Origin of the sequence: Streptomyces sp. NPDC048277 (assembly GCF_040652235.1) — a bacterium.
Classification (GTDB): domain Bacteria; phylum Actinomycetota; class Actinomycetes; order Streptomycetales; family Streptomycetaceae; genus Streptomyces.
Genome location: NZ_JBEZLQ010000002.1, coordinates 656,151 through 668,411, shown reverse-complemented (window position 1 = coordinate 668,411; position 12,261 = coordinate 656,151). Strand labels below are relative to the sequence as shown.

The 12,261-nt window shown below is 71.7% G+C and carries 12 protein-coding genes; 5 read left to right on the top strand and 7 right to left on the bottom strand.

All coding sequences use genetic code 11. From position 1 onward, the window contains the following. Window positions 1-333: 333 nt before the first annotated feature. Both AB0D85_RS07740 and serB read left to right on the top strand, forming a co-directional pair. Window positions 334-2,265 (top strand): streptophobe family protein, encoded by a 1,932-nt coding sequence (locus AB0D85_RS07740; protein ID WP_362315258.1) that lies wholly within the window; start codon window positions 334-336, stop codon window positions 2,263-2,265. Window positions 2,266-2,478: 213 nt separating this feature from the next. Further along, window positions 2,479-3,687: a phosphoserine phosphatase SerB gene (serB, locus tag AB0D85_RS07735; RefSeq protein WP_362315105.1), complete on the top strand. Its 1,209-nt coding sequence runs from the start codon at window positions 2,479-2,481 to the stop codon at window positions 3,685-3,687. 108 nt (window positions 3,688-3,795) lie between these two features. Here serB and AB0D85_RS07730 read toward each other — a convergent pair whose 3' ends face one another. From AB0D85_RS07730 to AB0D85_RS07715, 4 genes are all read right to left on the bottom strand, one after another. Continuing rightward, window positions 3,796-4,314: a histidine phosphatase family protein gene (locus AB0D85_RS07730; protein WP_362315102.1), complete on the bottom strand. Its 519-nt coding sequence runs from the start codon at window positions 4,312-4,314 to the stop codon at window positions 3,796-3,798. A gap of 79 nt (window positions 4,315-4,393) precedes the next feature. Beyond that, window positions 4,394-4,600 carry a hypothetical protein gene (locus tag AB0D85_RS07725; RefSeq protein ID WP_362315100.1) on the bottom strand — a complete coding sequence of 69 codons (207 nt, stop codon included), beginning with the start codon at window positions 4,598-4,600 and terminating at the stop codon, window positions 4,394-4,396. 168 nt (window positions 4,601-4,768) lie between these two features. After that, a complete protein-coding gene (locus tag AB0D85_RS07720) occupies window positions 4,769-4,885 on the bottom strand; it encodes an SGM_5486 family transporter-associated protein (protein ID WP_089107830.1) in 117 nt (38 codons plus the stop codon). Window positions 4,886-4,963: 78 nt separating this feature from the next. Next, window positions 4,964-6,235 (bottom strand): CynX/NimT family MFS transporter, encoded by a 1,272-nt coding sequence (locus tag AB0D85_RS07715; RefSeq protein WP_362315255.1) that lies wholly within the window; start codon window positions 6,233-6,235, stop codon window positions 4,964-4,966. A 121-nt stretch (window positions 6,236-6,356) separates the two neighbouring features. Between AB0D85_RS07715 and AB0D85_RS07710 the strand changes: the two genes are divergently transcribed. Beyond that, window positions 6,357-7,049 carry a FadR/GntR family transcriptional regulator gene (locus AB0D85_RS07710; RefSeq protein WP_362315097.1) on the top strand — a complete coding sequence of 231 codons (693 nt, stop codon included), beginning with the start codon at window positions 6,357-6,359 and terminating at the stop codon, window positions 7,047-7,049. Here the strand turns inward: AB0D85_RS07710 and AB0D85_RS07705 are convergent. The 3 genes from AB0D85_RS07705 to fabG form a co-directional block, all read right to left on the bottom strand. Then, window positions 7,027-7,377, bottom strand: a complete 351-nt coding sequence (locus AB0D85_RS07705; protein WP_362315094.1) for a hypothetical protein — start codon at window positions 7,375-7,377, stop codon at window positions 7,027-7,029. The two genes, AB0D85_RS07710 and AB0D85_RS07705, sit on opposite strands and share 23 nt — an antisense overlap. Before the next feature lie 187 nt (window positions 7,378-7,564). After that, a complete protein-coding gene (fabI, locus tag AB0D85_RS07700; protein ID WP_362315092.1) occupies window positions 7,565-8,332 on the bottom strand; it encodes an enoyl-ACP reductase FabI in 768 nt (255 codons plus the stop codon). A gap of 2 nt (window positions 8,333-8,334) precedes the next feature. Then, window positions 8,335-9,054 (bottom strand): 3-oxoacyl-[acyl-carrier-protein] reductase, encoded by a 720-nt coding sequence (gene fabG, locus AB0D85_RS07695; RefSeq protein WP_362315089.1) that lies wholly within the window; start codon window positions 9,052-9,054, stop codon window positions 8,335-8,337. 236 nt (window positions 9,055-9,290) lie between these two features. On the opposite strand from fabG, the gene AB0D85_RS07690 reads away from it, so the two are divergent. Beyond that, entirely contained in the window at window positions 9,291-10,814 is a 1,524-nt protein-coding gene (locus AB0D85_RS07690) for a TldD/PmbA family protein (RefSeq protein ID WP_362315086.1), read from the top strand. Next, window positions 10,811-12,205: a metallopeptidase TldD-related protein gene (locus AB0D85_RS07685; protein WP_362315082.1), complete on the top strand. Its 1,395-nt coding sequence runs from the start codon at window positions 10,811-10,813 to the stop codon at window positions 12,203-12,205. Before AB0D85_RS07690 ends, AB0D85_RS07685 begins: the two co-directional genes overlap by 4 nt. The last annotated feature ends 56 nt before the right edge of the window (window positions 12,206-12,261 follow it).

The following is a 12,261-nucleotide window of genomic DNA, read 5'->3' as shown; positions in this document are numbered from 1 at the left end:
GCTCGCCCCTGTGACCGAAAGTCGGGCCTTGCGGGGGTCTCGTACGAGCGCTTCAACTCTTTCCGTTGACGGGGTTGAAACCGGGCCGGAGAGTGGTAATCCACGCGAGGGGGACAAGCGCGACGGAGCGGCCCCGGACGTCTGCGGATCGGGGGGTCTGCCATGAGTTCTGGCACGGCTGGCACGGCCGGCACTTCCGGCACTTCCGGCGCTTCCGGCGCTTCCGGCGCTTCCGGCGCTTCCGGCGCTTCCGGCGCTTCCGGCGCTTCCGGCGCTTCCGGCGCTTCCGGCGCTTCCGGCGCGGGAGTCGAGAACGCGAGGCACGGCGCACGGCTGCCGTGGGGCGACATCTCGCTGTCCGCGATCGCCGCCGTGAGCTGGGCGTTGATCGGCATGGCGGGCACGGCGGCACTGGGTCTGCATCTGCTGCAGGCCGACGCGGCGGGTTCACTGGGCCCGATGACAGCGGCGGTCGTGGCGCTCGGGGCGGGTGGTTCGGTCACTCCGAACGGAGATCTGTCCGCTTTCGGCCTCAAGGGAGCGGAGGCCACGACGGCCATCCAGATCACGCCACTGGGGGTGAGCCTGGTCGGTGCGCTCCTTTTGTCATGGTTCTTCTTACGGTCCCTGCGCACGGCCGGAGTTGTGATCGCACCGGCCGAACTGCTCGCCCGCGCGGGCACGGTGGTCGTGCTGTTCGTGGCGACGCTGGGCGGACTGGCGTGGGCGGGGCACTCGGTCGTGACGATCGACGGCGGTGCGCTCGGGCTGGACAAGCTGCCGGGGGGAGGGAGCGGCGGCGGAGGGCTGAAGATCCCCGGTATCGGGGACATCGGCGGGCTGCTGCCGAACCGCCTCGGCGACCTCGTCCACGCGAACGCGGCGGTCGGCTTCCGCGTGGACACCGCGGCGACCCTGCTCGGCGGCCTCGGCTGGTGCACGGGCATCCTGCTGATCGCCCTGCTCGCCTCGCGCCGCACTCCGCTGCCGCGCGGCTGGGAGGCGGTGCACCGGGTGGTACGGCCGGCGGCCTCGGCACTGGTGACGGTACTGCTGGTGGCCGTGGCGGCCGGCTGGGCGGCGGCGGCCTACGCGGCGATCGGCGACCCGCACCCGGCCCGGATCACGGGCGCGGCGCTGCTCGGGGCCCCGAACGGCGTCTGGCTCGGCGTCCCGATCGGCCTTCTCGTCCCGTTCGACGGCAGGGCGACGGGCGTCCTGACCGCCTTTCTGCCGCACCCCCTGGACGACCTCCTGAACTCCGGGTCCGACCAGTCCGTGACGCTCGGCCACCTGGCCGACCTGGACGGACGGGTGTGGCTGCTGGGGGTCGCGGCGGCACTGCTGATGCTGCTGGCCGGGGTGTTCATGGCGGTTCGGACGCCGGTGGGGTGGGGGTCGGGTGGCGCGGAGGGGCGGGTCGCCCGTTCCGGCGCGCTCGGGTTCGCCGGGCGGTGTGCCGTGCGGCTGGGGATCGCGACCGCGCTCACGCTGCCGCTGCTGGCCTGGCTGACGGACGTGTCCGTGGACGCCTCGCTGTCGGTGCTGGGCTTCGACGCGTTCGGCGCGGGGATCGAACTGCACGGGCAGTTGGGCATGGCGCTGCTGCTCGGCGCGGCCTGGGGTGCGGCGGCGGGGGCCGCGGGGGCGCTCCTGGCGTGGGCGACCGGCGCGGCCGGGTCCCACGCGGCACCACTGGCGCTGGGTCGGGTGGGGAGCGGCGGGGACGGCGGGGGAAGCGGTCCGGTGCATCCGGGGGGTCCCGGGGCTCCGGGGCGGGTCGGGAGCGGGGCTGCGGGTCCTTACGTGCCGGAGACTCCGTACCGTCCGCCGAATCCGAGCACGAATCCCTACCTCCGGGTGCCGGAAGAGCTGCGGGAGACGGGGGGCGGCCGAGGGCCTCGGTCCGAGAGGGGGCGGGGGTGGCAGGCTCCGGGGCCGTACGACGGGCAGCCGCACCGGCCCGACGGGCCACGGCAACCGCAGGGTTCATCGCCCCCGGCGGACGCCGGGCACGCCGACGACCGCCGGTCTTCGCAGGAGGGCTGGCCCGACAGCAGCGGAGACCGCTCCGACGTACCGCCCGGCTCGGGCGATGTGTACGGCGCTCCCACCATGGCCCGGCCGATGGACCCGCCGCCCCGCTCCCCGCGGCGTCCGGGGGCGCGGCGCGGAGACGGGTCCCCGGACGGTCGGAACGCCCCGCCACCGCCACCACCTCCTCCACCGCCGCCTCCCCCGCCTCCCCGGCGGCCCAATCGGTGAGGCCGGTGGCCGCTGCACTGTGCGTGGCTCGACGGTTAACCGTGGGTGAAGGCACGGCCGGTGCGCCCCGCTCATACCCATTGACATCGCACGCACGTTCGTCCGTTGTCCGGAAGCAAGGCCTCCGACACCGGCCCGACACTTATTGTTCCGTGTCCGTCAGGCGGACCACCTGCGCCGCAGCCACAGGGCGCCGGTTACGGTGGTTACACCATGAGCGATCCGCAGACCTCCGAGGTCCCCACTCTCCTCGTCAAGATTTTCGGCAAGGACAGGCCGGGCATCACGGCCGGCCTCTTCGACACCCTTGCCGCGTACATGGTCGACGTGGTCGACATCGAGCAGGTCGTCACGCGAGGCCGCCTGGTACTGTGCGCGCTCGTGACCCAGCCCCCGGCGGGGCTGGAGGGCGACCTCAGGGCGACCGTGCACAGCTGGGCCGAGTCGATGAAGATGCAGGCGGAGATCATCTCCGGCCGCGGCGACAACCGGCCGCGCGGTCTCGGCCGCTCCCTGGTCACCGTCCTCGGTCACCCCCTGACCGCCGAGTCGACGGCCGCCATCGCCGCCCGGATCGCCAAGACCGGCGGCAACATCGACCGTATCTTCCGGCTCGCCAAGTACCCGGTGACAGCCGTGGAGTTCGCGGTGTCCGGTGTGGAGACGGAGCCGCTGCGCACCGCCCTGGCCTCCGACGCGGCCGAGCTCGGCGTGGACGTGGCGGTCGTCGCGGCGGGCCTGCACCGGCGGGCCCAGCGCCTGGTCGTGATGGACGTGGACTCGACGCTCATCCAGGACGAGGTGATCGAGCTCTTCGCCGCGCACGCCGGCTGCGAGGACCGGGTCGCCGAGGTGACGGCGGCCGCGATGCGCGGCGAGCTGGACTTCGAGCAGTCGCTGCACGCGCGCGTGGCGCTGCTGAAGGGCCTGGACGAGTCGGTCGTGCAGAAGGTGCGGGCCGAGGTGCGGCTGACGCCGGGCGCCCGGACCCTGATCCGTACGCTGAAGCGGCTCGGCTACCAAGTCGGTGTCGTGTCGGGCGGCTTCACCCAGGTCACCGACGATCTGAAGGAGCGGCTGGGGCTGGACTTCGCCCAGGCCAACACGCTGGAGATCGCCGACGGGAAGCTGACCGGCCGGGTGACCGGCGAGATCGTGGACCGGGCGGGCAAGGCGCGGCTGCTGCGCCGGTTCGCCGCCGAGGCGGGCGTTCCGCTGGCGCAGACGGTGGCCATCGGTGACGGCGCCAACGACCTGGACATGCTGAACGCGGCCGGTCTCGGTGTCGCCTTCAACGCCAAGCCGGTGGTCCGCGAGGCCGCGCACACGGCGGTGAACTTCCCCTTCCTGGACACGGTCCTGTACCTGCTGGGCGTCACCCGTGAAGAGGTCGAGGCGGCGGACACCCACGACGAGAGCTGACCGGCCCGGCCGATCGGAGTGCGGGGGCCCGGCACCGGGGAGACCGGTGCCGGGCCCTTGTCGTCCCGCTTCAGGAGGCGGTCGTCGTACGACGGCCGTGCGGTGGTCTCATTCGGAGGGTGCCCAGTAGTCCACGAGCGTGGCCACGCCGGGCTCCAGGGTCTTCCAGGAGCCCTCGAACGTCACCACGGCGAAGGCGGCGGCCGGAAAGCCCCGGCGGTTCATCCGCTCGCGGGCGTCGCCCTCGGCGGTGCCGGCCAGGATCTCGGTCACGCCGTGCACGCCGGGGTTGTGACCGATCAGGATCACGTTCTGCGCGTCGTCGGGCAGCTCGTTGAGCGCGGCGATCAGCTCGCCCGGTGAGGCCTCGTACACCCGCTCCTCGTAGATGGTTTTCGGCCGGTGCGCGAGCTCATGGACGGCGAGCTTCCAGGTCTCCCGGGTACGCACGGAGGTGGAGCACAGGGCCAGGTCGAAGGTGATGCCGCTGTCCGCCAGCTTGCGTCCGGCGACGGCGGCGTCCATACGGCCCCGGTCAGCGAGCGGTCGCTCGTGATCGGTCACCTGTGGCCAGTCGGCTTTCGCATGGCGGAAGAAGACAATCCTGCGGGGTTCTGCGACGCTCATGGGACCCAGCTTCGCATGAAACAGGCCATCGGGCGCAGGGAGTTGACATGCGGCTTCGCCCGGTCCGGGGCCACCGGCGCTAGCGGGTGACGAGCTGCCGGACGTGCTCGACGAGACGGGTGACGACCGGGTCGCCGACGGCCGCGTGGGCGTCCGCCGGGTTCAGTATCAGCGCGAGCAGGGAGACGAAGGCGAGCGCGGGCAGGACGAGGGCCCACCAGGGCAGCCGGATGTCGACGCTGCCCGGGGTCGCCGGGTGGGGCCGGGTGTGCGTTCGGGCCGGCATGGTCGCCTCCGCTGGTCTCCGGGGTCTGCTGGCCGCCCCTCGCGGCCACACCTCGAAATTACGGAATCGGTGGTCGCCAACCCATCCGGTGACCCACCCACTTGACCCTGACCCTCACCCCCTAGGGGATGGTGGAGCTAGCCCCACCATCGGCCGCCGGGGCGGTGGTCAGGGGGACGCGAGGGTCGCGATGACGGCGATGACGATGAAGATGGCGAAGAACGAGCCGAAGACGATCAGCATCTTCTTCTGACCGTTCTGGGGGTTCGGGTCGAGCACTGGCATGGGGTCAGTCTGGCACCTGCCGAAGGGGACGGATCGGGCGGGGTGGGCCTCGGCGGGTCGCGGGGCGTGACCGAGGCGTCACCGGGCCGGGCGGAGTCGGTCGGCCTCGGCCGCCTCGTCCTCGACCGTGCGGTCGCGGCCCGCCAGGACACCCACCGCCATCTGCGGGATCATCAGGCCGATCATGAGGGCGATCGGCAGGCCCCAGCCGCCGCCCTGCTGGTAGAGCACGCCCACCAGCAGCGGCCCCGGGATGGAGATGAGGTAGCCGGTGCTCTGGGCGAAGGCGGAGAGCTGGACGACTCCCGCGCCGGTCCTGGAGCGCATCCCGACCATCGTGAGGGCCAGCGGGAAGGAGCAGTTCGAGACGCCCAGCAGCAGGGCCCAGGCCCAGGCGCCGCCGGCGGGGGCGAGGTACAGGCCGGCGTATCCGGCGAGGCCGCAGACGCCGAGCACGAGCACGATCGGGCCCTGGTGCGGCAGCCGGGTGGCCACGCGCGGGATGACGAAGGACAGTGGCACACCCATGACCATGGTGACGGCGAGCAGGACCCCGGCCGTGCTCGCGGGCACGCCCGCGTCCCGGAAGATCTGCGGCATCCAGCCCATCGTGATGTAGGCGGCGGTGGCCTGCAGTCCGAAGAACACGGCGAGCGCCCACGCGGTACGGCTGCGGGTGATCCGCAGGGCGGGCCGCTGCCGGTCCGCACGCGCGTGTGCCTCGGCCGGCGGCTCCGGGGTCCCCCGGTCCCGCACCAGCGGAACCCACGGCAGCACCGCGCACGCCGCGAGCCCGGCCCACACGGCGAGCCCGGCCTGCCAGCTGCCGCCCAGCGCATCGGTCATGGGCACGGTCACCGCGGCGGCGACCGAGGTGCCGGCTGCGAGGGCCATGGAGTACAGACCGGTCATGGAGCCGACCCGGTCGGGGAACCAGCGCTTGACGATGACCGGCATCAGCACGTTGCTGACCGCGATGCCCATGAGGGCGAGTGCGCTGGCGGCCAGGAAGCCGGCCGTGCTCCCGGCGTACGGCCGTATCAGCAGGCCGGCCGTGATGGCGACCATGCCGGCGCAGACCACCGCCGCGGGGCCGAAGCGGCGGGCGAGGCGGGGTGCCATGACGCCGAAGACGGCGAAGCAGAGCGGCGGCACGGAGGTGAGCAGTCCGGCCACGCTGCCGCTCATGCCGAGCCCGTCGCGGACCTCCTCCAGGAGCGGGCCGAGGCTGGTGATGGCGGGGCGGAGGTTGACCGCGGACAGCAGGATGCCGACGACGACCAGACGCGTCGTCCACGCGCGCGTGGTGTTCGCGGGGCTTCGGTCGGGTGCCGTCGGTCGTGTCGCCATGGATGCCGTCGTGGTGTCCTTGCTCGCCATGAGGCCCATCATAGAATCATGGGATGATTGGTTGTCCAGCCCTGGGCGCACGCGATCGCTCCCGCCCGGCTCTCCTGTGCGAAGGTGTGTCATGCCTCTGAGCCACCCGCGCCGTTCGGCGCTGTCCGAGCAGGTCATCGCCGAGCTGCGGAACCAGATCACCTCGGGCGAGTGGCCGGTCGGCTCGCGCATTCCCACCGAGCCGGAGCTGGTCGAACAGCTCGGGGTGGCCCGCAACACGGTCCGGGAGGCCGTTCGCGCGCTGGCGCACAACGGCCTGCTGGACATCCGTCAGGGCTCCGGGACGTATGTCGTGGCGACCAGTGAGCTGGCGGGCGTGATGCACCGCCGGTTCGCCGGGGCCGACCCCCGGCACATCGCCGAGCTGCGCTCCACGCTGGAGTCGTCCGCGGCCCAGCTGGCAGCGGCCCGGCGCACCGAGAAGGACCTCAGGCAGCTCGACGCGCTCCTGGTGCGCCGCGAGCAGGCCTGGCGGACGGGCGAGGCCGAGGCCTTCGTGACGGCGGACGCGACCTTGCACCTGGCCGTGGTGGCCGCCTCCCACAACGACGTGCTGACGGCGATGTACGCGGACCTGGGCGAGGTGCTGCGGGACTGGCTGCGCGCGGACGTCGGCGCGGAGCTGACGCCGGAGACGTACATGGACCACGGCCGGCTGGTCGAGGCGATCCGCGCGGGCGACGCGGACGCGGCCGCCAAGGAGGCGGCGAGCTATCCGTTCCACTGCCGTCCGGGCAGGCTCAGTCCACTTTCTGGTGGCTGATCCACACCGCACGGACGTCCTTCCAGCAGCGGCCGCTGAGCCGGACGGTCATCGCGGGCCCGGTGTCGGCCGGTGCGCCGTCGGTGTCGATGTCCCACCACTCGGCGCACTCGATGTGCAGCCGTACCCGGTCGGTGTCGACATAGGGGTTGTGGCAGTAGGCCACCACATGGGAGCCGTGGACGGTGGTCCGGCACTCGGCGCCGAACAGCTCCGGTGCCGGGCTGTGGCCGCTTCCCACGCGCGCGTGGGACATCGCGTCGTACGGCAGGGCCAGTACCAGGGCGAGGGCCATGGTCACCGGGGCCAGGCTGCGGGACAGGCGCACAAGGGGACCTCCTCGGCCGGGCTGGGGAGGGACATCGCGCGGTGAACGCGTGATCCGACACGTGATCCGACACGTGATCCGACGCGTAATCCAGGGTGCGCCGCGCGGGCGGCGACGGCCCGGCCGGTGGGCCGAACGGGTGAGGCCCGCACCCTTGCGGGATGCGGGCCTCGGGAGTCCGTGCGGGTCAGGCGCCGATGGCGTGCAGACCGCCGTCCACGTGGATGATCTCGCCGGTGGTCTTCGGGAACCAGTCGCTCAGCAGGGCGACGATGCCACGGCCGGCCGGCTCGGGGTCGGCCAGGTTCCACTCCAGCGGGGAGCGGTTGTCCCAGATGGCGGCCAGACCGTCGAAGCCCGGGATGGACTTGGCGGCCATGGAGGCGAGCGGACCGGCCGAGATGAGGTTGCAGCGGATGTTCTGCTTGCCCAGGTCACGCGCCATGTAGCGGCTGGTGGCCTCCAGGGCGGCCTTGGCCGGGCCCATCCAGTCGTACTGCGGCCAGGCGAACTGGGCGTCGAAGGTGAGACCGACGACCGAGCCGCCGTTCTGCATCAGCGGCAGGCAGGCCATGGTGAGCGACTTCAGCGAGAACGCGGAGACGTGCATGGCCGTCGCGACGGACTCGAACGGGGTGTTGAGGAAGTTGCCGCCCATGGCGTCCTGGGGCGCGAAGCCGATGGAGTGCACGACACCGTCGAGGCCGCCCAGCTCCTCGCCGACGATGTCGGCCAGGCGGCCGAGGTGCTCGTCGTTGGTGACGTCCAGCTCGATGACCTTGGTGGGCTTCGGCAGCTTCTTGGCCACACGCTCGGTCAGCGTGGGCCGCGGGAACGCGGTGAGGATGATCTCGGCGCCCTGCTCCTGGGCCAGCTTGGCCGCGTGGAAGGCGATGGAGGACTCCAGCAGGACACCCGTGATCAGGATGCGCTTGCCCTCAAGGATTCCACTCATGATCAGTGACCCATTCCCAGTCCGCCGTCAACAGGGATGACGGCTCCAGTGATGTACGAAGCGTCGTCCGAGGCGAGGAACCGCACTGCCGCGGCGACCTCCTCGGGCTGCGCGTACCGGCCGAGCGGCACCTGCGACACGATGGTGGCGCGCTGCTCGTCGGTGAGCACCTTGGTCATGTCGGTGTCGACGAAGCCGGGCGCGACGACATTGAAGGTGATGTTGCGCGAGCCCAGCTCACGGGCGAGGGATCGCGCGAAGCCGACCAGGGCGGCCTTGGAGGCGGCGTAGTTGGCCTGGCCGGGGCCGCCGTAGAGGCCGACGACCGACGAGATGAGGACGACACGGCCCTTCTTGGCACGCAGCATGGCGCGGTTGGCACGCTTGACCACGCGGAAGGTGCCGGTGAGGTTGGTGTCGACGACCGAGGTGAAGTCCTCCTCGGACATGCGCATCAGGAGCGTGTCCTTGGTGATGCCGGCGTTGGCGATCAGGACCTCGACCGGGCCGTGCGCTTCCTCGATCTCCTTGTAGGCCTGCTCCACCTGCTCGGTGTCGGTGATGTCGCACTTGACGGCGAGGCAGCCCAACTCCTTGAGGGCGGCCGGCGGCTCACCCGAGCGGTACGTGATGGCAACCTTGTCGCCGTTGTCGGCGAAAGCACGGGCGATGGCGAGGCCGATGCCCCGGTTGCCTCCAGTGACGAGAACCGAGCGGCTCAACAGATCACCCTTTCGTTCGGTCTGACCACCCGCCCGAACAGCTGGCATGACAGGTGGCTTCATCGAAAACCTATCGGTCCCGTCATCTCCACGGGCAAGCGGGCACCGACAGTGGCTCGGGGGCGTCGCTGTCGGATCCCTACAGAAAGGCCCGACGCCCCGTCGAAACCTGTGGTCCACGCGGGCGCGGGCGCGACATGATCGGACGGACAGGCGACGACAGCAGGGAGACCTCCGTGCCTCATTCCATCGACGAAGCCTTCACGGCGCTTCCGCTACGGGCCCTGGCCGACGCCGCGCTGGCACGCGCGCGTGCGCTCGGGGCCGAGCACGCGGACTTCCGGTTCGAGCGGGTGCGCAGCGCGTCCTGGCGGCTCAGGGACGCCAAGCCCGCCGGCACCTCGGACACCACCGACCTCGGGTACGCGGTCCGGGTCGTGCACGGCGGTACGTGGGGCTTCGCGTCGGGGGTGGACCTGACCCTCGACGCGGCCGCCAAGGTCGCCTCGCAGGCGGTGGCCATGGCGAAACTCTCGGCGCAGGTGATCAAGGCCGCGGGGTCGGACGAGCGGGTGGAGCTGGCCGACGAGCCGGTGCACGCGGAGAAGACGTGGATCTCGTCGTACGAGATCGATCCGTTCTCCGTCCCCGACGAGGAGAAGGCCGCGCTGCTCGCGGACTGGAGCCGGCGGCTGCTGGCGGCGAACGGGGTCGACCATGTCGACGCCTCGCTGCTCACCGTGCACGAGAACAAGTTCTATGCCGATACGGCCGGGACCGTGACCACCCAGCAGCGCGTGCGGCTGCACCCGCAGCTGACCGCCGTGTCGGTCGACGAGTCCAGCGGCGAGTTCGACTCGATGCGGACCATCGCGCCGCCGGTCGGACGCGGCTGGGAGTACCTCACCGGCACCGGCTGGGACTGGGACAGCGAGCTGGAGCAGATCCCGGAACTGCTCGCCGAGAAGATGCGGGCGCCGAGCGTCGAGGCGGGCCTGTACGACCTGGTGGTCGACCCCTCCAACCTGTGGCTGACCATCCACGAGTCCATCGGCCACGCCACCGAGCTGGACCGCGCGCTCGGCTACGAGGCCGCCTACGCCGGCACCTCCTTCGCCACCTTCGACCGGCTCGGCAAGCTGAAGTACGGCTCCGAGCTGATGAACGTCACCGGTGACCGCACCGCCGAGCACGGCCTGGCGACCATCGGCTACGACGACGAGGGCGTCGCGGGCCAGTCCTGGGACCTGGTGAAGGACGGCACGCTCGTCGGTTACCAGCTCGACCGCAGGATCGCGAAGCTGACCGGCTTCGAGCGCTCCAACGGGTGCGCGTTCGCCGACTCCCCCGGGCACGTACCCGTGCAGCGCATGGCCAACGTGTCGCTCCAGCCGGACCCGGCCGGGCTGTCGACGGAGGACCTGATCGGCGGGGTCGACCGCGGGATCTACGTCGTCGGCGACCGTTCCTGGTCGATCGACATGCAGCGCTACAACTTCCAGTTCACCGGCCAGCGGTTCTTCAGGATCGAGAACGGGCGGATCACCGGGCAGCTGCGCGATGTCGCCTACCAGGCGACGACCACCGACTTCTGGGGCTCCATGGCGGCCGTCGGCGGCCCGGGGACGTATGTCCTGGGCGGCGCCTTCAACTGCGGCAAGGCCCAGCCGGGACAGGTCGCCGCCGTGTCCCACGGCTGCCCCTCGGCCCTCTTCAAGGGCGTCAACATCCTCAACACCACGCAGGAGGCCGGTCGATGAGCGCCCGTAACAACAAGCCGCACGAGATCGTCGAGCGCGCTCTCGAGCTGTCCCGGGCCGACGGTTGCGTGGTCATCGCCGACGAGCACTCCACCGCCAACCTGCGCTGGGCCGGCAACGCGCTCACCACGAACGGCGTCACGCGCGGGCGTTCGCTCACCGTCATCGCCACTGTCGACGGCAAGGAGGGCACCGCCTCGGGCGTGGTGTCCCGGTCGGCCGTGACCGCAGACGAACTGGAGCCGCTGGTGCGGGCCGCCGAGGCCGCCGCGCGCGGCGCCGGTCCCGCCGAGGACGCCCAGCCGCTGGTCACGGGCGTACCGGAGTCGCCGGACTTCACGGACGCGCCCGCCGAGACCTCCTCCGCCGTGTTCGCCGACTTCGCCCCGGCGCTCGGCGAGGCCTTCGCACGCGCGCGTGCGGGCGGCCGCGAGCTGTACGGCTTCGCCAACCACGAGCTGGTGTCGACGTACCTGGGCACCTCGACCGGGCTGCGGCTCAGGCACGACCAGCCCACCGGCACGCTGGAACTGAACGCCAAGTCACCGGACCGCACCCGGTCGGCCTGGGCCGGGCGGTCCACGCGGGACTTCAAGGACGTCGACCCGGGCACGCTCGACGCCGAGCTGGCCGTACGGCTGGGCTGGGCGGAGCGGCGCGTGGACCTGCCGGCGGGCCGGTACGAGACGCTGCTGCCGCCGACCGCCGTGGCCGACCTGCTGATCTACCAGCTGTGGTCGGCGTCCGGGCGGGACGCGACCGAGGGGCGGACCGTGTTCTCCAAGCCGGGCGGCGGCACCCGCGTCGGCGAGAAGCTGACCGATCTGCCGCTGACCCTGCGCAGCGACCCGAACGAGCCGGGCCTGGAGTCCGCGCCCTTCGTCGTCGCGCACTCCTCCGGCGGCGACCAGTCGGTCTTCGACAACGGGCTGCCGGTCGGTGATACCGAGTGGGTCGCGGACGGCGAGCTGAAGCACCTGACCACCACCCGGCACACGGCGGGACTCACCGGGCTGCCGATCGCCCCGGCGGGCGGCAACCTGATCCTGGACGGCGGCCAGGACCGCTCGCTGGAGGAGATGGTCGCGGCCACCGAGCGCGGGCTGCTGCTGACCTGCCTCTGGTACATCCGCGAGGTCGATCCGGCGACGCTGCTGCTCACGGGCCTGACCCGGGACGGCGTCTATCTGGTGGAGAACGGCCAGGTCACCGGGCAGGTGAACAACTTCCGGTTCAACGAGTCGCCGGTGGACCTGCTCGGGCGGGCGACCGAGGCGGGGCGCACGGAAAAGACGCTGCCGAGGGAATGGAGCGACTGGTTCACTAGGGCTGCGATGCCCGCGCTGCGGGTGCCCGACTTCAATATGAGCTCTGTCAGTCAGGGCGTATAACCTCGGAGCCGGTGGTCGCTCGACCGCCCGAAGATCATCAAGGAGACACGAGAACC

Coding starts and splice junctions, on each gene's coding strand:
- serB (WP_362315105.1), top strand. CDS start 2,479: ATGAGCGATCCGCAGACCTCCGAGGTCCCCACTCTCCTCGTCAAGATT.
- AB0D85_RS07730 (WP_362315102.1), bottom strand. CDS start 4,314: ATGAGCGTCGCAGAACCCCGCAGGATTGTCTTCTTCCGCCATGCGAAA.
- AB0D85_RS07725 (WP_362315100.1), bottom strand. CDS start 4,600: ATGCCGGCCCGAACGCACACCCGGCCCCACCCGGCGACCCCGGGCAGC.
- AB0D85_RS07720 (WP_089107830.1), bottom strand. CDS start 4,885: ATGCCAGTGCTCGACCCGAACCCCCAGAACGGTCAGAAGAAGATGCTG.
- AB0D85_RS07715 (WP_362315255.1), bottom strand. CDS start 6,235: ATGGCGACACGACCGACGGCACCCGACCGAAGCCCCGCGAACACCACG.
- AB0D85_RS07710 (WP_362315097.1), top strand. CDS start 6,357: ATGCCTCTGAGCCACCCGCGCCGTTCGGCGCTGTCCGAGCAGGTCATC.
- fabI (WP_362315092.1), bottom strand. CDS start 8,332: ATGAGTGGAATCCTTGAGGGCAAGCGCATCCTGATCACGGGTGTCCTG.
- AB0D85_RS07685 (WP_362315082.1), top strand. CDS start 10,811: ATGAGCGCCCGTAACAACAAGCCGCACGAGATCGTCGAGCGCGCTCTC.